At 67.0% G+C, this 19,421-nt stretch carries 15 protein-coding genes; 11 read left to right on the top strand and 4 right to left on the bottom strand.

What is annotated here, in order from left to right; all coding sequences use genetic code 11:
• Positions 1 to 207: 207 nt before the first annotated feature.
• The 3 genes from MBENS4_RS24220 to MBENS4_RS14675 are packed head-to-tail and all read left to right on the top strand — an operon-like array spanning position 208 to position 3,784.
• Positions 208 to 1,416 carry a hypothetical protein gene (locus tag MBENS4_RS24220; RefSeq protein ID WP_144400953.1) on the top strand — a complete coding sequence of 403 codons (1,209 nt, stop codon included), beginning with the start codon at positions 208 to 210 and terminating at the stop codon, positions 1,414 to 1,416.
• A 50-nt stretch (positions 1,417 to 1,466) separates the two neighbouring features.
• Positions 1,467 to 2,693, top strand: a complete 1,227-nt coding sequence (gene metC / locus MBENS4_RS14680; protein ID WP_039392632.1) for a cystathionine beta-lyase — start codon at positions 1,467 to 1,469, stop codon at positions 2,691 to 2,693.
• A gap of 44 nt (positions 2,694 to 2,737) precedes the next feature.
• The gene (locus tag MBENS4_RS14675; protein ID WP_052322625.1) at positions 2,738 to 3,784 is read left to right on the top strand and encodes a mechanosensitive ion channel family protein; all 1,047 of its coding nucleotides are present in this window, start codon (positions 2,738 to 2,740) and stop codon (positions 3,782 to 3,784) included.
• Between the two features lie 49 nt (positions 3,785 to 3,833).
• Here the strand turns inward: MBENS4_RS14675 and MBENS4_RS14670 are convergent, their stop codons facing one another.
• Together MBENS4_RS14670 and MBENS4_RS14665 are read right to left on the bottom strand one after the other, a co-directional pair.
• Positions 3,834 to 4,787, bottom strand: coding sequence for a GGDEF domain-containing protein (locus MBENS4_RS14670; RefSeq protein ID WP_052322410.1), 954 nt, complete (start codon positions 4,785 to 4,787; stop codon positions 3,834 to 3,836).
• A 17-nt stretch (positions 4,788 to 4,804) separates the two neighbouring features.
• Positions 4,805 to 5,488 (bottom strand): helix-turn-helix domain-containing protein, encoded by a 684-nt coding sequence (locus tag MBENS4_RS14665; protein ID WP_242404960.1) that lies wholly within the window; start codon positions 5,486 to 5,488, stop codon positions 4,805 to 4,807.
• Between the two features lie 226 nt (positions 5,489 to 5,714).
• Between MBENS4_RS14665 and MBENS4_RS14660 the strand changes: the two genes are divergently transcribed.
• The 6 genes from MBENS4_RS14660 to MBENS4_RS14635 all read left to right on the top strand — a co-directional run bounded on the left by MBENS4_RS14660 (position 5,715) and on the right by MBENS4_RS14635 (position 12,713).
• A complete protein-coding gene (locus MBENS4_RS14660; protein WP_052322409.1) occupies positions 5,715 to 8,558 on the top strand; it encodes a bifunctional diguanylate cyclase/phosphodiesterase in 2,844 nt (947 codons plus the stop codon).
• Positions 8,559 to 8,717: 159 nt separating this feature from the next.
• Positions 8,718 to 9,518, top strand: a complete 801-nt coding sequence (cobA, locus tag MBENS4_RS14655; RefSeq protein WP_039394937.1) for a uroporphyrinogen-III C-methyltransferase — start codon at positions 8,718 to 8,720, stop codon at positions 9,516 to 9,518.
• On the top strand, positions 9,515 to 9,811 hold the full coding sequence (locus MBENS4_RS14650; RefSeq protein ID WP_039392630.1) for a DUF2849 domain-containing protein: 297 nt from the start codon (positions 9,515 to 9,517) through the stop codon (positions 9,809 to 9,811). The genes cobA and MBENS4_RS14650 overlap by 4 nt, the downstream gene beginning before the upstream one ends.
• Positions 9,811 to 11,445 carry a nitrite/sulfite reductase gene (locus MBENS4_RS14645; protein WP_039392628.1) on the top strand — a complete coding sequence of 545 codons (1,635 nt, stop codon included), beginning with the start codon at positions 9,811 to 9,813 and terminating at the stop codon, positions 11,443 to 11,445. Before MBENS4_RS14650 ends, MBENS4_RS14645 begins: the two co-directional genes overlap by 1 nt.
• Complete coding sequence (locus MBENS4_RS14640; protein ID WP_039392627.1) at positions 11,438 to 11,872, top strand: DUF934 domain-containing protein; 435 nt, start codon at positions 11,438 to 11,440, stop codon at positions 11,870 to 11,872. Before MBENS4_RS14645 ends, MBENS4_RS14640 begins: the two co-directional genes overlap by 8 nt.
• Positions 11,873 to 11,900: 28 nt before the next feature.
• A complete protein-coding gene (locus MBENS4_RS14635) occupies positions 11,901 to 12,713 on the top strand; it encodes a phosphoadenylyl-sulfate reductase (protein ID WP_039392626.1) in 813 nt (270 codons plus the stop codon).
• A 77-nt stretch (positions 12,714 to 12,790) separates the two neighbouring features.
• On the opposite strand, the gene MBENS4_RS14630 is transcribed toward MBENS4_RS14635, so the two are convergent.
• Positions 12,791 to 13,084 carry a hypothetical protein gene (locus tag MBENS4_RS14630; RefSeq protein ID WP_039392625.1) on the bottom strand — a complete coding sequence of 98 codons (294 nt, stop codon included), beginning with the start codon at positions 13,082 to 13,084 and terminating at the stop codon, positions 12,791 to 12,793.
• Positions 13,085 to 13,427: 343 nt separating this feature from the next.
• Here MBENS4_RS14630 and MBENS4_RS14625 point away from each other — a divergent pair, with 343 nt between their 5' ends.
• On the top strand, positions 13,428 to 14,636 hold the full coding sequence (locus tag MBENS4_RS14625; protein ID WP_039392624.1) for an MFS transporter: 1,209 nt from the start codon (positions 13,428 to 13,430) through the stop codon (positions 14,634 to 14,636).
• Between the two features lie 86 nt (positions 14,637 to 14,722).
• Here the strand turns inward: MBENS4_RS14625 and putA are convergent, their stop codons facing one another.
• Positions 14,723 to 18,361, bottom strand: coding sequence for a bifunctional proline dehydrogenase/L-glutamate gamma-semialdehyde dehydrogenase PutA (gene putA, locus MBENS4_RS14620; RefSeq protein ID WP_039392623.1), 3,639 nt, complete (start codon positions 18,359 to 18,361; stop codon positions 14,723 to 14,725).
• Positions 18,362 to 18,459: 98 nt separating this feature from the next.
• Here putA and MBENS4_RS14615 point away from each other — a divergent pair, with 98 nt between their 5' ends.
• Positions 18,460 to 18,930: an Lrp/AsnC family transcriptional regulator gene (locus MBENS4_RS14615; RefSeq protein ID WP_039392622.1), complete on the top strand. Its 471-nt coding sequence runs from the start codon at positions 18,460 to 18,462 to the stop codon at positions 18,928 to 18,930.
• Positions 18,931 to 19,421 lie beyond the last annotated feature (491 nt).

Genomic DNA, 19,421 nt, shown 5'->3' with positions numbered 1-19,421 from the left:
TCCGTCGCGCCGCCCCCGACTACGGCGCAGGCATTAAGACACGGTTCACCGCGCGCGCGTTTGGGAGGAAGGCATGAGGGGAATCGATCAGGTCACCACCGCCAGCGCCTTTGCGCTGCTTACGCTGTCCCTGGCACAGGCCGCATCCGCACAGGAGCGCGCGCCTGGAGCCTGCCCGCTGGCCCGGCCAGTCCGAGCGCGCCCGATGTGGCCGGGCCGGTCGATCCGGAGGACCCGACCACGCTGCCGGGCGGCGTGCAGCCCTTGCCGCCCCTTCCCATCCCGACACAGACCCGCGCGCCAGCTGCGCCCACCCCATCGCCATCTGCTGCGCCCACGCCTGCGGCAAAGCCTTCGCCCGCGCTCCCGACCGACGCACGTCCGACAGCCCGGCAAGTCCCTTCCCCCACCCCGTCCGCGCAGCCCCGTCCCGAGCCCGGCGGCCCTGAACACGCCCGCCCGGCGCAGGAGACTGCGCCGCCACCCGCCGCGCCCCGCGCCACACCGACACCGGACGAAGCCGAGGCCACCGAGACCACCAGCAGCCCCGCTCCGCCCGCTGCGCCCGATCCTGTATCTCCCGCGCCCGCGCAGGCCGACGCCACGTCCGAGGCATGGCCCTTGTGGTGGTGGGCCCTTCCCGCCGGCCTGCTGGCGCTGCTTCTTCTCGGCGGCTTCGCACGCGCGCGGCGCAAGGACGAGGGCCGCAAGGTGGCGCCCCGGCCCGCACCGCGTCCTGCGCCCCGGCCGACACCGCGCCCCGCAGCCGCTCCGACACCATCCCCGGACATGGCCCCGCCTGCTGCGAATCCGGCTCCGGTGCCCGCCCCGGCTCCGGCTTCCAGCCGCGCCCAGGCGCACGGCGAGATCGCCTTCGAGGCCGTCTCGCTGCGCCTCTCGCTGGTCTACGCCTCGCTGCGCTTCCGCTTCTCGCTGCGCGCGCTGACCGAGATCCCGCCCGCCAACCTCCACGCCGACCTCACCTCCGCGCACGGATCGGCCAGCCGCGAGGAGCAGCTCGCGCCCGCGCTGGAAAGCCTGCCCGTGATCGCCGCGATCCCGCGCCTCAAGGAGGGTGAGGACATCGTACGCGAAGGAGAACTGCAGCTTCCGCTGAGCGCGATCCGCGCGGTCAATGAAGGCAATGCGCGCTTCTTCGTGCCGCTCGTACGCCTCGCGCTCGTCGCCGACATGGGCCACCCCGAGGCCCGCACGGACCAGCCCGAACTCGGGTTAGGGCTCGTCTTCACGGTCGGCCAGCCGGGCCGCGCGGGCGCCGATGCCCCAACCTCCGCCCTCGCGCCCATCCGCATCGACACCGGCCCGCGCGACATGGCCGTGCTCGACGTGCGCGAAATCGCGGCCGGGCGGCGCAAGCATCTCTTGCCTCTCGATTTCGCGGGCGCGCCCGGTTAGGCTGCGCGCTCATCCCCCTCACACGAAGCCTCCCCAAGCGAGGCGCGGAGTTGAACTTGAGCGACAGCACGGATCTGAAGACCACGCGCACGGCCACCCGGGTCGTGGGTGCGGGACGGCGCAAGGAATGGACAGGCGCCGTCGTCAACCCGCCAGTCTGGCGCGCCTCGACCCATCTTTACGAGGACACCGCCGCGCTCGCACGGGGCAGCCAGTACAATGAGGACGGACACTTCTTCTACGGCCGTCGCGGCAGCCCGACGCAGTGGGCCTTGTGCGAGGCGCTGACCCAGCTTGAACCGGGGGCGGCCGGAACGGTCATCTACCCCTCGGGCGTCGCGGCGATCTCGGGCGTGCTGCTCACACTGCTCAAACCCGGCGACGTGCTGCTCATCAGCGACAACGCCTACGACCCCTCGCGTTCGATGGGCACCGGGCTCCTCGCCGATTTCGGGGTGGAGACGCGCTTCTTCGACCCGCTCGACATCGCGGCCTACACCGCGGCCTTCTGCGAAAAGACCCGCGCCGTCCTGCTGGAAGCGCCGGGCAGCCTCTCCATGGAGATGTGCGACTTGCCGCAACTGGCCCGCATCGCGCGCGAAAAAGGAGCGATCTCGGTGCTCGACAACACCTGGGCGAGCCCGCTCGGCTTTGCGGCGCTGGAAAAGGGCATCGACATCTCGCTGATGGCGCTCACCAAGCACGTGGGTGGGCACTCGGACCTGATGATGGGCTCTGCAAGCGCGGGCCCCGAACTCTACGAAGCGCTGCGCAAGCGCGCGCAGCAGCTGGGCAATGTCGTCTCTCCCGACGACGCGGCGCTGGCCCTGCGGGGTCTTCGCACGCTGAGCCTGCGCCTGCGCCAGGAAGCGGCCAGCGCCCTCAAGATCGCGCAGTTCCTGCAAGAGCGCGCGGAAGTGGCGCAGGTCCTGTGCCCGATGCTGCCCGGTGCGCCCGGCCACGATGTCTGGGCCCGCGATTTCACCGGCGGCTGCGGCCTCTTCAGCTTCGTCTTCCGGGGCGGCACGATGGAGGACCGCAACCGCTTCGTCGACGCGCTCCAGCTGTTCGGCATCGGCTTCTCGTGGGGCGGCTATGAAAGCCTGGCGCTCCCGATCCAGCCCAAGAGCGCGCGCTCGGTCATGCCCTGGCCCCCGGTCAGCGCCAACGACGCGGCGGCCGACCGGCACGGCGTGCGCCTCGCCATCGGCCTCGAAGATCCCGACGATCTCATCGCCGACATCGAACAGGCGCTTGCCGCCTGGAAGGGCGCATGAACGTAACTGCCGCGCTGGCGGCCGCCGCGATGATGGCGAACGAGATGGCCGCGGGCGAGAGCCCCGACCCAGAGGCAACGGGCGAAGCCCTCGCCGCGCCCTCCCCGACGCCCACGGTCACCCAATACGTCGAACAGCCACTGGCGGGCGCGGACGGCCTGCGCGATGCGGTCGCCTCGCATTCGAACACGATCGGCGGCTTCATCAACACGCTCGATGCCATCGCGATCGAGGTCGGCTCCACACGCCTCTCGCTCTGGGACCTGGCCGTGGTGGCCATCGTCATGGCGCTCGTCATCTCGATTGCCTGGATGACAAGCAAGCTCTCGCACCGGGTGCTGAGCAGCGCGACACGGCTCGACATGACCCAGCGCCTCCTCATCGAGAAGGGGCTGAGCCTGCTCATCTGGGGCATTGCCATCCTTGTCGGGATCGACGTGCTGGGGATCGACCTCACCGCGCTCACCGTCTTCTCGGGCGCGTTCGGCCTGGCCATCGGCTTTGGCCTGCAAAAGACCTTCGGCAACTTGATCGCAGGCATCATCCTGCTCATGGACAAGTCGATCAAGCCCGGGGACGTCATCGCAATCACCGACCAGGCGGGCAATTCCACGTTCGGGCAGATCCGCCGGATCGGCATCCGGGCGGTCTCGCTGACCACGCGCGACCAGAAGGAATACCTGATCCCGAACGAGAACCTGATGATCAATCAGGTCGAGAACTGGTCCTATTCCAGCCGCAACGTGCGCATCCAGGTGCCGGTGGGGATTTCCTACAATTCCGACATCGACCGTGCGGAGAAGCTGATGCTGGAAGCGGCCCGCTCGGTGAAGCGCGTCCTCGATGCCCCGCCGCCGACCGCGTGGCTGGAATCCTACGGCGACAGCTCGGTGAACTTCATCATCCACTGCTGGATCACCGACCCCGAGGAAGGTATCGGCAACGTGCGCTCGGAGGTCCTCAAGACCCTGTGGCACAAGTTCCAGGAAGAAGGCATCGAGATCCCCTTCCCCCAGCGCGACATCAACCTGCGCACCAACGAGGCGCTGCGCGATCTGGTCGAGGCCCTGCGCGGCCGCGAGGGGCGCTGAGCCTCAAGCTGACGCCCTCGGGCCATTGCGCTTCGCGCGCGGCGCGGGTTCAGTCGTCGTGGCGGCGGTTGTGCATCTGCCCGGTGGCGGACGGGGCGGCGACGAAGCGCGGCAGGTCGCGGCGCTCCATCTCAAGGCGGTTACGCCCCTTGGCCTTGGCGGTGAAGAGCGCCATCTCGGCACGCTCCATCGTCGAATCGAGGTCGTCCGAGATCTGCGCGACGCCCGCGCTGGCGGTGATCGCGAATTCACATTCGCCCACCTTCTGACGGCGCTCGGCCAGCGTCGTCACCACGCGCGAGCAGATCGCTTCGGCCTGTTCGGCGGTGGTGCGCGGGAGGAGCACGGCAAAGCGCTCCGAGCCGATCCGCGAGATGATGTCATCGCCGCGCAGCATCTCGCGCAGGAGGTCGGCGAAGACGCGCAGCACCGCATCACCGGTATGCTGGCCGTACTTCATGTTGATCGAGCGGAAGAAATCGAGGCTGAAAAGGCCAAGGCACCCCTTCATCTCGCTGCCCAGCATGTGCTCGAGCATCGAGACGAACGCGGAGCGGTTGGTCAGGCGCGTCAACGTATCGGTGTAGGTCGCCGCGAAGAGCTGGTCGCGCAGCTCGCGCTGCTCGTCGATGCTGCGCATCAGGCTGATCGCGCCGTAGACCTCGCCGCTTTCGTCGCGCAGGGCCCGCGCCCGGAAGCGGTACCAGCTTTCGCGCTGGTCGGGGGTGTGCGCGGCAACCTCGATCCAGGCCCCGTCCTCGCCGCCTGCAACCGCACTCCCATGGGCGTGGGCGACCTGCGACTTGCCCTCCTCGCCGACGAGATCGAGCAGGTGCACGCCGACATGCGCATTGGTGCCGACATCGAAGCCGAGCTGCGCAATCGCGGGGGAAGCATCGACGATGTACCCCTTGAGATCGGTCTTGACGACGATGTCCCCGCTGCCATCGGCCAAGAGCCGATAGAGCGCGACACCTTCCTGGAGATTGAGCTTCTCGATCACCGCCTGCGCCCGGCTACCTAGAGTTCGATCATGATCCGCACCTTTTCCGGTGCGGTCTCGACAGCGCTCGCGATCTGTTCGCGGCAGCGCGCGATGAGTTCGGCAAGCCCCGGTGTGAAACGGTCGGGGCGCAGATCATCGACGGGGACGCCCAGGGCATCGGCAATCCCGCTCATGCGCTCCTCGATGGGGCGCGCCCGGCCCTGCTCCCAGGCCCACACGGTGGGCTTGCTGACGCCCAGCTGATTGGCAAGTTCGCCCTGGGTCAATCCGCGCAGCTTGCGCAGGCGGTGGATCCGCTCGCCCAGGCTTTCCCCGCCGACCGTGGTCTCGGGCGCGGGATGGGCCGGCAGAACGCCGGTCTGGAGCTGGATAGCGCTGCGCAGTTCGACCGCGCTCAGCGCGCTTTCGGGGACCGGGCCGAGAAAGGCGCAGCCGTAGAGCCGGCCGCTCGACCAGATCACGCGCGCGGGCAGCGCGCCCACTTCGGGCAGGGCAATCTCGAGCGTCTCGCCGATCTCGAGGTTCTCCTCGGTCTCCAGCAGCGCGCCGGTCTCGCTGAAATTGTGGATGGCGACCTGCGCCTCGCTTCCGGACGGCAGCTTACCACGGGTTTCCAGGAACAGGCGCCGACGCTGCGCGCGCGCCAACCCCGATGGGTCCTCGACGGTATCGAAATGAGCGGCAATGGCCAAGGTCACGGTACTCCACTAAGGGGTGAAGCACTGGCGCATCGGGGTAAAGATTCCGTTAGCGAGGCCCTGAAATTGCATGCAGGGCAGCTAACCCGGTGAACCCGCAAAGCACCCAAAGCCCTGCACCCTTGCGGCCTACGCGGAACCGAAGCGTTACATGCGCATTCAACGTTTACAATCCTGTAACCAGCACGCCCCTAGGTACGCTGCAAACAATTGGGGCGCGTCTTTCGTGTTAGCGATTCTTTCCTGCATCCAGGACCAGCATGAAGTGCGCTTCGTGATCGTGGCCGGATTGATCTGTATTCTCTCCGCCGCGACCACGGTCCTGCTGCTGCGTCACGCCCGCGAGGCGACGCGGCGCGAACGCCTCAACTGGATTGCCCTTGCCGGGGTCTCGTCGGGCTTCGGGATCTGGGCCACGCACTTCATCGCCATGCTCGGCTACGCGCCGGGGGTGATCATGGGCTACGACACCTTCCTGACGCTGCTTTCGCTTGTCCTGGTCGTGGTCACGTCCACGCTGGCCTACGCCACCGTGATGCACACGGGACGTCCCAACACGGCATCGATCACGCTGGGCGCCATCCTGTGCGGGAGCGGCGTCAGCGCGATGCACTACTGCGGCATGCTGGGCCTCGAACTGCCGGCCCGCATCACCTGGGACGGGACCTATATCGTCGCCTCGATCCTGGCCTCGGTGCTCCCCCTCTTCCCCGCCTTTCACCTCGGCCTCAAGCGCCACGGCAACGTCAGCTTCGCGGGCGCTGCGGCGCTTCTCGCGCTGTCCGTCGTGGCCCTGCACTTCATCGGCATGACCGGCCTTGCGGTGATCCCCGCCAACCTGCCCGTCCACACCAACTTCATCTCCCCGCGCGCCATGGCCTTCGCGGTCAGCGTGATCTCGATGGGCCTGGTCGGACTGGCCATCACCGTGGTCATCCTCGTGCGCAAGACCGAGGCCGTGATCCGCGCCAGCGAGCGCCAGTTCACCCTGCTGGTCAAGGGCATCTCGGACTACGCGCTCTACATTCTCGATCTCAAGGGCCGGGTCGCCAGCTGGAACGCAGGCGCAGAGCGTCTCAAGGGCTACACCCGCGAAGAGGCCCTGGGCCGCCAACTGGGCAGCTTCTACACCCCCGAAGACCGCGAAGCCGGCCTTCCCGAACGCGCCCTGGGGATTGCCGCGAGCACTGGCAAGTTCACGGGTGAAGGCTGGCGCATGCGCCGCGACGGCACGCGCTTCTGGGCGCAGGTCACGATCGAATTGCTCAAGGACGAGAAAGGCCGGGCGATCGGCTTTGCCAAGATCACCCGCGACGTCACCCAGCACAAGGAAGCGCAGGACCGCATCAACGCGATCGGCATGCAGCGCGACGCCGCACTCGACCACATGCACCAGGGCCTGTGCCTGTTCGATGCCGAGGAACGCCTGGCGCTCTTCAACACCCGCTTCCTGGAAATGTACGACCTTGGTCCGGAGGACCTTCGGATCGGCATGACACAGGACGAGGTGATCCAGGCCGCGCGCGCCTCCGGCCTTGGCCAGTCGCTGGCCCCCGATCACCTGGAAACGACCCGTAACCTCGTCCAGATGAGCCTGCGCGACCCCAGCCTGTCCCCGGTCATGGCCGAATATTCGGACAACTTCATCGTCTCGATCGCCAGCCGCCTCTTGCCCGACGGGGGCTGGGTCTCGACCTTCGATGACATCACCAACCAGCGCAAGTCCGAGGCGCGCATCGAGCACATGGCGCTGCACGACGGGCTCACCGGGCTGCCCAACCGGACCCGCCTCAACCTCTGGCTGGAGGAATCGATCGCGACCGCCCGCCACCATGGGCGCAAGCTAGCCATCGCGGTGTTCGACCTCAACCGGTTCAAGGACATCAACGACAGCTTCGGCCACGCCTGGGGCGATATCGTCCTTGCCGAAATCGCCCGCAGGCTCAGCGAGACCCTCGCCGACGGCGAGTTTGCCGCGCGGCTGGGCGGCGACGAATTCGGCGCTGGCAAGATCTACACCACGAACACCCAGCTCACCGAGTTCCTGCGCCGCCTCGAACGCTGCTTTGCCGAGCCGATCGAGCACGAAGGCCAGACCCTTCATTTCGGGGCGAGCATCGGCGTTTCGACGTTCCCGGATGACGGCATCGACCGCGAGACACTGCTCAACAACGCGGACCTCGCGATGTACCGCGCCAAGGGCCAGATCGGCGAGAACGTGTGCTTCTACGAGCCGAGCATGGACGAGAGCGCGCGGGCGCGGCGCAAGCTTGCCAGTGACCTGCGCCAGGCCGTCGAGCGGGACGAGCTGGAGCTGCTCTACCAGCCGCAGTGCTACCTCCAGGGCGGAAAGCTCTCGGGCTACGAGGCCCTCCTGCGCTGGCATCACCCGACCCGCGGCCTGGTCTCGCCGGTCGAATTCATCCCCATCGCCGAGGAAGCCGGCATCATCCTGCCCATCGGCGAATGGGTGCTGCGCCAGGCCTGCCTGGAGGCCACCCTCTGGGACAACGACCTGCGCATCGCGGTCAACCTCTCAGGGATCCAGCTGGTCCAGCCCGACATCGCCCAGACGGTCACCCGCATCCTGCTCGAAACCGGCCTGCCGCCACGGCGCCTCGAACTCGAGATCACCGAAACCTCGATCATCTCGGACAAGGCCCGGGCCCTGCACAACCTGCGCCAGATCAAGGCCCTGGGCGTCGCCATTGCCATGGACGACTTCGGCACCGGCTATTCCTCGCTCGACACCCTGCAGTCCTTCCCGTTCGACAAGATCAAGATCGACAAGTCGTTCCTGCTCCAGTCCGACAGCAACGAGCAGGCCCAGGCCATCATCCGCGCGGTGCTCGGGCTCGGCCAGTCGCTGCAGATCCCGGTCCTGGCCGAAGGGGTGGAGACCGCAGGCCATCTCGACCTTCTCGTCAACGAGGGCTGCCACGAAGCCCAGGGCTATTTCCTGGGCCGGCCCGGCCATGCGCCAAGCCGGCTTGTGGCCCAAGGCAGCCTTTCCTCCGGCGAGAGCCCGCACGGCCCGCTCATCACGGCGACACCTCTGGGCGCCGCCTGAGGACAGGACACCGCGCCCGGCGCCGAGGCTGCACCCAGGCGGCGCCCAGGCTGCAAGGCCCCGGAAACGGCCCTTTTCGAGGGGCACTAAAGATGCCTTTGGGCACGCCCAAGGCATTCTGGCTGGCATCGCCTTCGCAAGCTGGCCATGTCGGGGAACATGACCGTTCATTCCGCTCTTCCTGGCCACGCGGGGCCTGTCGGCACCGTCCACCTGGTCGGCGCCGGTCCCGGCGATCCCGACCTGCTCACGCTGCGCGCCGCGCGGCTGGTGATGGGTGCCGCGCTCATCGTCCACGATGGCCTCGTCGATCCGCGCATTCTTGAGATGGCGCGCCCGAGCGCCCGCCTCGTCTCGGTCGCCAAGAGCCGTTCGCGCCACACCATGAAGCAGGAGGACATCAACGCCCTGCTCGTCGCCGAAGCCCTTGGCGGTCAGGACGTGGTGCGCCTCAAGGGCGGCGACCCCTTCGTGTTCGGCCGGGGCGGCGAGGAAGCCGAAGCCTGCCGCGCGGCCGGTGTCCCGGTGCAGGTCGTGCCGGGCATCTCCTCCGCGCTCGGCGCCTCGGCGGCCAGCCAGATCCCGCTCACCCACCGCGACCACGCCTCGATCGTCAGCTTCGTCGCGGGCCAGTGCAAGGGCCTCTCCGAACAGGACTGGTCGGGTCTTGCCGGCAAGGGCCGCACGCTGGTGATCTTCATGGGCCTCGCCACCGCCGCGCAGATCAGCGAGAAGCTGATGGGCGATGGCCTTGCGCCCGATGTTCCCGTCGCCGTCATCGAGAAGGCGACCCGTTCCGACATGCGCGTCCTGCGCGCCCCTCTTGCCGGACTTGCCGAACTGGTCGCCGACCACGCCGTCAAGAGCCCGGCTCTCATCGTTATCGGCGAGGTTGCCCGCATCGAGGGCGGCCTTGCCGACCATACCATTCGCGCCATGGCGCTGGAGGCAGAGCAGTGAAGATCGTGACCGCAAATGACCTCAAGAGCGGGGCCGTCATCTGGTGGACCGGCGTGGGCTGGTCGCTCGATGTCAATGAGGCCGCCGATGTGGGGGATGATGGCGCCAAGGTCATCGCGCGCGAGGAAGGCGCGCAGAACGCCGTCTCGGCCTACGTGATCGACGCCGAGAAGGACGAACAGGGCGTGCGCCCTGCGCACATCAAGGAGCGCATCCGCGCCTTTGGCCCGACGGTCCGCCTGGACCTGACGGTGAAGCCCGCCGACGCCAACGCCGTGAACTGGGTGATCTGATGTACAAGTACGACGAATACGACCAGCAGATGGTCGACACGCGCGTCGCGGAATTCCGCGACCAGGTGCGCCGCCGCCTTGCCGGTGAGCTGACCGAGGACCAGTTCAAGCCGCTGCGCCTGCAGAACGGCCTGTACCTCCAGCTCCACGCCTACATGCTGCGCGTCGCCGTGCCCTATGGCACGATGAACTCGGCGCAGATGAAGGTGCTGGGCGACATCGCGGACAAGTACGACCGCGGCTATGGCCACTTCACCACGCGCACCAACATCCAGTACAACTGGATCAAGCTGGAAGACACGCCCGACGCGCTGGCGGATCTTGCCAAGGTCGAGATGCACGCCATCCAGACCAGCGGCAACTGCATCCGCAACATCTCCTCGGACCAGTACGCGGGCGCGTCGGCCGACGAAGTCGTCGACCCGCGTCCCTACGCCGAGCTGCTGCGCCAGTGGTCGAGCTTCCACCCCGAATTCCTGGTCCTGCCGCGCAAGTTCAAGATCGCGGTCATCGCCAGCGAGATCGACCGCGCCGCGATGCGCCTGCACGACATCGGCATCAACCTCGTCAGGAACGAGGCGGGCGAGGTCGGCGCCGAGTTCTACGTGGGTGGCGGCATGGGCCGCACGCCGTTCGTGGCCAAGAAGATCAAGGACTTCGTGCCCATCGACCAGATGGTCACCTACGCCGAGGCCTGCGTGCGCGTCTACAACCGCTACGGCCGCCGCGACAACAAGTACAAGGCGCGCATCAAGATCCTCGTCCACGAACTGGGGCTTGAGGCCTACTCGAAGGAAGTGGACGCCGAATTCGCGCACCTGCTCACCCAGCCGATCGAGCCGCCGCTCGCCGAGCTGGAGCGCATCCAGGCGATGTTCGTCGACCCCGCCTTCGAGACCGGCCTGTCGGACGATCTGGACCTTTCCGATCCCGACTTCCGCCTCTGGGTGGAGCGCAACACCTACGCCCACAAGGCGCCCGGCTATGTCATCGCGAATGTCTCGCTCAAGCCCATCGGCGGCATTCCCGGCGACGCGACGAGCGACCAGATCCGCCTGATGGCCGACCTGGCGAAGGACTACAGCTTCGATGAACTGCGCGTCACCCACGCCCAGAACATCGTCTTCCCGCACGTGAAGAAGAGCGATCTCTACGCGCTGTGGCAGAAGCTGGAGAAGGCCGACCTCTCGACGCCCAACCTCGACACCGTGGGCGACATCATCGCCTGCCCGGGCCTCGACTACTGCAGCCTTGCCAACGCACGCTCGATTCCCGTCGCGCAGAAGATCTCCGAGCGCTTCGGCAGCGCCGAGCGTCAGGCCGAGATCGGCGAACTCAAGCTCAAGATCTCGGGCTGCATCAACGCCTGCGGCCACCACCACGCGGGCCACATCGGCATCCTCGGCGTCGACAAGAAGGGCAAGGAAAACTACCAGCTCCTGCTCGGCGGATCGGAAGGGGCGGACACCTCGCTCGCCAAGATCACCGGCCCCGGCTTCGACGAGGACGGAGTGGTCGACGCCACCGAAAAGGCCATCGACGTCTACCTTGCCAACAAGCAGGGCGATGAGCGCTTCCTCGACACCTACCGCCGTATCGGCATGGCCCCGTTCAAGGAGGCAATCTATGGTTGATGTACAGTTCCGCTTCCGCGACGACGAAGCGGTCAATGACCCCGCCGTGACGGTCAGCGCCTTCACCGAGCAGTCCAACGCCACCGCCGTGCGCATCGAGCCCAGCGACGATGCCCGCGACCTCCTGCCCGCGCTTGACCGGCTGGCGCTGGTCGAGGTTGCCTTCCCGGCCTGGACCGACGGGCGCGGCTACTCCTCCGCGCGCATCCTGCGCGAGGCGGGCTATACCGGCGAACTGCGCGCCACCGGCGATCTGGTGATCGACATGCTGCACCACATGCGCCGCTGCGGATTCGATGCCTTTGCACCCGAAAAGCCGCTCAACACCCGCGATGCCGAAGCCGCCTTCGCGCGCTGGGAGAATGTGTACCAGGCAACGGTCGTCGATGGCCGTGCGCCGATCTGGGCCAAGCGCCACCCGGCGTAAGACCCCCGCTGTCAGGAGGGAGCACCCGATGACCGAACAGAACGACACCCAAGGCCGCATCCGCGACCGCATCGAGACCGGCCCTCGCTTCGTCGAGGCCGACGCGGTGCGCCTCAACCGCCTCTTTCGCGGCACCGACACGAGCGAGATGCTCGAGACGCTGCTCAAGGAAGGCATGGCGGGCGACGTGGCGCAGGTGTCGAGCTTCGGCGCGGAAAGCGCGGTGCTCCTCCACCTCGTCAGCCGGATCGATCCGAACCTGCCGGTGCTTTTCCTGGAAACGGGCAAGCACTTCCCCGAGACGCTCGCCTACCGCGACGACCTCGTGGAGCGCCTCGGCCTCAAGAACCTCGTCAACCTGACGCCCGACGAAGAGGAACTGGCCAAGAAGGACGAGAGCGGCCTTCGCTGGTCCTACGATCCCGATGGCTGCTGCGAGATCCGCAAGGTCAAGCCGCTGGCCAAGGCCCTCGCAGGCTTCGATGCGACGATCACGGGCCGCAAGGCCTTCCAGTCGTCCACCCGCAAGACCCTGCCCCGCTTCGAGATCGACACGACCGACGAGCAGGGCCGCCTGAAGATCAACCCGCTGATCGACTGGAGCCCCGAACGGCTCGAGGCCTACATCCAGGAATTCGACCTGCCGCCCCACCCGCTGGTGGCGCAGGGCTATCCCTCGATCGGCTGCATGCCCTGCACCAGCAAGGTCGCGCCGGGGGAAGACCCGCGCTCGGGCCGCTGGAGGGGCTGGGACAAGACCGAGTGCGGCATCCACAAGCCCGGCGAGGAGGGCAATGGCCCCGCCAGCGATCTGCCGCCCGGCTTCGACCCGGTGTTCTGAAGTACAGCCGCGCAGAATATGAAAAAGGGGCGAGCCCGGCCTGGGCTCGCCCCTTTTTTTTGTCCGTGCGGGCCGTGTCAGCCGATGCGGATGGTCTTCTTGACCTGGTTGATCTCGCCCCAGTCGGCGACTTCGACCTGCAATGTGTCGATCACGTCCCCGTTTTCGGACTGGAGCGTGACCTCGCCGCTGACCGGGCCGCTCTCCCCGTCCTTGCGGGTCAGGATCGCCGAGACCGTATGCTCGCCCGGCGTGAGGTTGGCAGCCGCTTCCTCCTCGCCCAGATCGAGGATCTGACCATCGACCATCAAGAGCAGATTCTGTGCGTTTGCCGAACGTGCCGGCCGCACACTGATACGCACGTCACCCATTGAAATTTCCCCTAGTACCGCGCGCCGGAGCAACTTGCCCGGCGGGACGCCTTCCTTAGCGAGCGCTTTTCACCCCGGCCAGAAGCACTGCACTGCGCCTGCGCCAATCTAACGGAAAATTTCACATCTACTCGATGAGGAAGCTCGCGATTGCGCCGCGCCCCGCTTTCGTGCCGCACAAATGAGAATCCGAGACGGACTGACGCCACCTCCACACCCGCACGAACCGTCCACACTTGCAAGGACCACGCGGAAACTTGCGCCATTTGCACCATTCACCCCCGCAAACCGCAAGGTTTCCCCCTGCAGCCAACGCCCGCTTTGCCCTATATTGCGACGCAACATGACCGTACAGACCCTGCCCCCCTCCCAGCCGGTTCACCCGGCTCTCGTCATTCTCGCGCTTGCCGTGGGTGCCTTTGCCATCGGCACCACCGAGTTCGCCGCGATGAGCCTCCTCCCCTATTTTGCGCGCGACCTTGGCCTGACCGACCCGCAGGCGGGCCACGCGATCAGCATGTATGCGCTGGGCGTCGTGGTCGGTGCGCCGATCTTCTCGGTGCTGGGCGCGCGCCTGTCGCGCCGCACCATGCTGATCGGCCTCATGGCGATCTTCGCGGTCGGCAACGCGCTGAGCGCCATGGCCTCGAGCTATTCGACGCTGCTCCTTTTCCGCTTCCTCGCCGGGCTTCCCCACGGCGCCTTCTTCGGCGTTGCCGCCCTCGTCGCGGCCTCGCTCGTGCCCGCCAAGAAGCGCGCACAGGCCGTCGCCAAGGTGTTCCTGGGCCTGACCATCGCCACCATCATCGGCGTGCCCGCGGCCAACCTGCTCGGCCAGATCGTGGGCTGGCGCTATGGCTTTGGCATCGTCGCGTTCCTCGCGATGGCCACGATGGCGCTCGTCGCGCTCTACGCGCCGCGCCACGGTGCCGATCCCGACGCCAGTCCTTTACGCGAACTGGGCGCCTTCAAGCGCCCGCAGGTGCTGCTCACGCTGCTGACCGGCGTGATCGGCTTTGGCGGCATGTTCTGCGTCTACACCTACCTCGCCTCGACCATGATCGAGGTGACGAAGACGCCCGAAACGCTCGTCCCCGTGGTCCTTGCCGTCTATGGCGTCGGCATGACGGCGGGCAACCTGTTCTGGGCCTGGCTCGCCGACCGCGACCAGGACCGCGCCGCGATCATCGCCTTCGTGTGGGTCGCGATTGCCCTCGCCCTGTTCCCGCTCGTGGTCGAGAACGTCTGGCTGCTCGCCATCGACGTCCTGCTCATCGGCTTTGGCGGCGGCCTTGGCACGATCCTACAGACGCGCCTGATGGACGTGGCGGGCGACGCGCAGGCTCTGGCCGCGGCCGCGCACCACAGCGCCTTCAACACCGCCAACGCACTCGGCCCCTGGCTGGGCGGCCTCGCCATCACGGCGGGTCTCGGCCTTCCCTCCACGGGCTGGATCGGTGCCGTGCTCTCGCTCGGCGGCCTGGCCGTCTACCTCGTCACGCTCGCGCTCTACCGCCGCGACCAGCGCCAGGCCGCGCTCGCCATGGCCTGAGGCCCGCGCGCCCATCGGACACCACGCAAAAGGGACCGGAAAGCAACGCTTCCCGGCCCCTTTTTCATTCATCGTGGCAAAGACGATCAGTCGATCATCATCAGGCTGGCGTTGCCGCCTGCCGCTGTGGTGTTGATCGAGACCGAGACTTCCTCAAGCAGCCAGGCAAGCCCCGGTCCCGGACGGCCCGCCGCATGGACGGGCACGATCGGCCCGGGACGCTCGGCCATGTCGGCGCAGGCCTTGAGGAGCGCGTCCTTGCCGCCTTCGACAAGGCAGGCGGCCAGCGGCTCATCGGGTTCGGGCTTGAAGGCGGCCGCGATGCTGTCGGGCAGACCTTCGGGAAGGTCCATGCCCTCGACGCTCGCGGTGTTTCCGGTGGCCAGCACCAGCGCCATCATGCGCACGAGCCCCGAGCGGGTCTTGGGCCGCAGCAGGATGCGCCCGCGCGGATGGAGTGCGTATTCGTTGCGCTCACCCACAGGGCCGGGCAGTTCCATCTGCACACCAAGGCGGCTTGCGGTATGGATCGCGCGGGCCTGTGCGGCGCCTTCGAACCACTCCTTCTTGGCGAGCCAGCCGACGAACTCGTCGACAAGCGGCATGCGCACGCCCGAGGGCGGCAGAACCAGCGGTGCCTGGCGCACGAGGCGCCCGAGGTACAAGGGGCCGCCCGCCTTGGGGCCGGTGCCCGACATGCCCCGCCCGCCGAAGGGCTGGACGCCGACGATGGCGCCGACCTGGTTGCGGTTGACGTAGCGGTTGCCCGTGCGGATGCGCGAGAGGACGTGCGCCACGGTCCCGTCCATGCGGGTGTGGAGGCCAAAGGTCAGGCCATAGCCGGTCGCGTTGATCGAATCGATCAGCGCGTCGAGGTTCCGGCGCTTGAAGCGCAGGACATGAAGGACCGGCCCGAAGACCTCCTGCTCCACGTCCTCGACGCTGTCGATCTCGATGATCGTGGGCGCAACGTAGGTACCCTTGGCGCAGTCCTCGCCCAGATCGACCTGGTGGATCGTGTGACCGCGCGAGCGCATCCTCTCGATGTGCTCGTTGATCTTGTCGCGCGCTTCCTGCGTGATGACAGGGCCCACATCGACCGAAAGACGATCCGGGTTGCCGACTTCCAGTTCGGCCAGCGCGCCCTTCAGCATATTCAGCGTGTTGCTGGCGATCTCGTCCTGCAGGCACAGGATGCGCAGCGCCGAACAGCGCTGGCCCGCACTGTCGAAGGCCGAGATGATGACATCGCCCACCACCTGCTCGGCAAGCGAGGTGGAATCCACGATCATCGCGTTCTGGCCGCCGGTCTCCGCGATCAGCGGGATCGGGTGGCCGTCATCCGAAAGACGGCTCGAAAGCTGCTTCTGGATCAGGCGCGCCACTTCGGTGGAGCCGGTGAACATGACGCCGGCCACTTCCGGCTGCTCGATCAGCGCGGCACCGATGGAGCCATCGCCGGGCAGGAGCTGAAGTGCGTCGCCCGGAATGCCCGCCTGGTGCAGGATACGCACGGCTTCGGCCGCGATCAGCGGGGTTTCCTCGGCGGGCTTGGCCAGCACGGTGTTGCCCGCAACCAGCGCGGCCGCGACCTGCCCTGTGAAGATCGCCATCGGGAAGTTCCAGGGGCTGATGCAGACCACCGGTCCCAGCGGCACCTGCGCCGCCCCGAACGTCTGGCGCGACTGCAGCGCGTAGTAGTGGAGGAAGTCGATCGCCTCGCGCACTTCGGCAATGGCGTTGGCCGCCGACTTGCCCGCCTCGCGCATGGCAAGGCCCATGAGCACGGGCATCTCGTCCTGCATGACCTTCGCGGCGCGCTCGAGGATGGCCGCGCGCTCGGCAACGGGGGTGTTGGCCCATTCACTCGCCGCCGCGCGCTTCATCGCGGCCTCGGCCATTTCGGCCGGGGTCTCGATCACCGTGCCCACGACATCGTCGTGGTCGGCCGGGTTGATGACGTCCTTGCCCTCACCCTCGGCGCCATCGGCCGCGGCCTGCCAGGGGTGGGAGACCGTTCCGGCAAGCTTGATGGTGAGATCGGCCAGCACCGCATCGTCGGCAAGGTCGAGCCCGGCCGAGTTCGCGCGGTCGGGATAGATCTCGCCCGGGAGGTCGATCTTGTCGTGCTTGCCCGCCGGATCGTCGAGTTCGAGAAGCGATTCCACCGGGTCCTCGACCAGCGTCGCGACATCCACCTTGGGATCGGCGATGCGGTTGACGAACGAGGAGTTCGCCCCGTTCTCCAGCAGGCGCCGCACGAGGTATGCCAGCAGCGTCTCATGCGTGCCGACCGGCGCATAGATGCGGCAGGGACGCGCCAGGTTGTCCTTGGAAACGACGTGCGAATAGAGCGCCTCGCCCATGCCGTGGAGGCACTGGAACTCGTACTGCTCGACCGTGAAGGTCTCCGGCTTGGCCATGTGGTAGATGGTCGAGAGCGTCTGCGCGTTGTGGGTCGCGAACTGCGGGTAGATCTCGTTCGGTGCGCCCAGCAGCTTGCGGGCCGAGGCGATGTAGGCGACGTCGGTATGGCGCTTGCGGGTGAAGACCGGGAAGTCGGACTGCCCGTCGACCTGTGCGCGCTTGATCTCGGCGTCCCAGTAGGCGCCCTTGACCAGGCGCACCATGATGCGACGGTCCGCGCGCTTGCCCAGGTCGATCAGCCAGTCGATTACCTGCGGGCAGCGCTTGCCATAGGCCTGGACCACGAAGCCAAGGCCGTTCCAGCCGGCCAGGTCCTTGTCGAGCGCCAGCGATTCCAGAAGGTCCATCGAAAGCTCAAGACGGTCCGCTTCTTCGGCATCGATGTTGAAGCCGATGTCATAGCCCTTGGCGAGAAGTGCCAGTTCCTTGACGCGCGGGAGGAGTTCGTCGACCGCACGGCCCGCCTTCATGCGCATGTAGCGCGGGTGGAGCGCGGAGAGCTTGATCGAGATACCGGGGCCCTTGTAGACGCCCTTCCCCTTGCCCGCAGCACCAATGGCGTGGATCGCGTTCTCGTAATCCGCGTAGTAGTCCTCGGCCGCCTTGGCCGTGACCGCGGCCTCGCCCAGCATGTCGTAGCTGTAGCGGAAGCCCTTGGCTTCGAGTTCCCTGGCGCGCTTGATCGCCTTGGCGATGGTCTGCCCGGTGACGAACTGCTCCCCCATCATGCGCATGGCGATGTCGACACCGCGGCGCACGACCGGCTCACCGGCGCGGCCGATCAGGCGGTTGAGCGCACGGCCAAGGCCCTGGTCATCAACGCTGCCGTCGATCCCGCCATAGAGCTTGCCCGCCACGACCAGGCCCCAGGTTGCCGCGTTGACGAAGAGCGAACGATCCCCGCCCATATGCTCGTGCCACTGGCCCTTGCCGATCTTGTCGCGGATCAGAGCGTCGCGCGTGTCGTCGTCGGGAATGCGCAGCAGCGCTTCAGCCAGACACATCAGCGCCACGCCCTCCAGGCTGGAGAGCGAGTACTCGTACATCAGCGCGTCGACGCCGCCCAGCTTGGCCTGCTGCTTCTGCTTGGCGCGCAGCATCTCGACCAGGTCGGCCGCGGTCTTGCGGATGGAATCGCGCATTTCACCGGGGAAGCTCGCCGCCTCGATCAAGGGGGCCATCGCTTCGCCCTCCTCGCGTCGGCAGGCTCCGGTGACCGCACGTCGCAAGGCGCTGGGCTCGCGCACGGGTGGGGCGAAGGAGGCGAAGGGCGTGTGCTTGGCTTGTGTCGCGGTCATGATCCCAGATTATCTTTTTTGCAGTTGGCAGTCTGCCTTTTCGGCGTCTATTTCCAAAGCGTCTGGGCTAAAGTTTAGTTTCATCTTGGGCGATTTGGATGGTCAGAAAAACGTTTGCAGGCGATTTGGATGAGGTGGATCGCCGGATTATCTCGGTATTGCGTGCAGATGGGCGCAAAACCGTCACCGATCTGGCGCGCGAGGTCGGCATCTCGAAAACGCCCTGCCAGATCCGCATGCGACGCCTGATCGACAGCGGTGTGATTCGCGGCTTCCAGGCCGTCGTCGATCCCGCGACCCTGGGCCTCGATCACATCGCCTTTGTCGAGATCGGCCTTGCCAGCACGCACGAAAAGGCGCTCACGGACTTCAACGAGGCGGTGCGGCGTATCCCTGAGGTGGAGGAGTGCCACATGATCGCGGGCAGCTTCGACTACCTGCTCAAGGTGCGCACGCTCGACATGCGCCGCTATCGCAAGGTTATGGGCGAGAAGATCACCAATCTCCCCCACGTGGCGACGACCTCGACCTTCGTGGTCATGGAAGCCGTGAAGGAAGTGCACGGGTAGCCCAGCCCCCTGTGCGCGAATCGGGTCCGCCTGCGCACGTCTCCCGCGGCCAGACACGCGCCACCCCAGGTCCCGGCAGCGCCAAACGCCTGCCCGAGAGCGCGCGCGCGTGTCTCGGCGGCGATCATACCCCCTGCCGCGCGCCCATGCGGGAAAGCGCGGGGAAACCCCTTCCCATCACGCCCTGCCCCGAACCAATGCTGCAGCCCGGCATGGATGAAACGCGCTGCAACCTGCCACAGAGCAATGAATAAACAGGCATCACCTTCATCGAACACCCGCATCGCAGCGAATACTATTGAACACACTATAAATCATACAAATTCACCCGATCCGCGCGCGCAACCTAAATGCAATGGGACCATTTCGGACAGCTTGGGGTTCTTTTAAAAGACCGTATCTGCTAGGGGCGCGGTCCGCATTAGGGGGAACCAGCCAGAGAACCGACACCACGGTCGGCGGACGGGAAGAGAATTATCCTTGCAGGCAGG

Origin of the sequence: Novosphingobium sp. MBES04, from assembly GCF_000813185.1 — a bacterium.
GTDB classification, from domain to species: domain Bacteria; phylum Pseudomonadota; class Alphaproteobacteria; order Sphingomonadales; family Sphingomonadaceae; genus Novosphingobium; species Novosphingobium decolorationis.
Note: the sequence above shows the minus strand (reverse complement) of the source record. Positions and strands in the feature narration are given on the sequence as shown.

Coding starts and splice junctions, on each gene's coding strand:
- MBENS4_RS14630 (WP_039392625.1), bottom strand. CDS start 13,084: ATGGGTGACGTGCGTATCAGTGTGCGGCCGGCACGTTCGGCAAACGCA.
- MBENS4_RS14635 (WP_039392626.1), top strand. CDS start 11,901: ATGACCGAACAGAACGACACCCAAGGCCGCATCCGCGACCGCATCGAG.
- MBENS4_RS14675 (WP_052322625.1), top strand. CDS start 2,738: ATGGCCGCGGGCGAGAGCCCCGACCCAGAGGCAACGGGCGAAGCCCTC.
- cobA (WP_039394937.1), top strand. CDS start 8,718: ATGACCGTTCATTCCGCTCTTCCTGGCCACGCGGGGCCTGTCGGCACC.
- MBENS4_RS14625 (WP_039392624.1), top strand. CDS start 13,428: ATGACCGTACAGACCCTGCCCCCCTCCCAGCCGGTTCACCCGGCTCTC.
- MBENS4_RS14615 (WP_039392622.1), top strand. CDS start 18,460: ATGGTCAGAAAAACGTTTGCAGGCGATTTGGATGAGGTGGATCGCCGG.
- putA (WP_039392623.1), bottom strand. CDS start 18,361: ATGACCGCGACACAAGCCAAGCACACGCCCTTCGCCTCCTTCGCCCCA.
- MBENS4_RS14640 (WP_039392627.1), top strand. CDS start 11,438: ATGGTTGATGTACAGTTCCGCTTCCGCGACGACGAAGCGGTCAATGAC.
- MBENS4_RS14645 (WP_039392628.1), top strand. CDS start 9,811: ATGTACAAGTACGACGAATACGACCAGCAGATGGTCGACACGCGCGTC.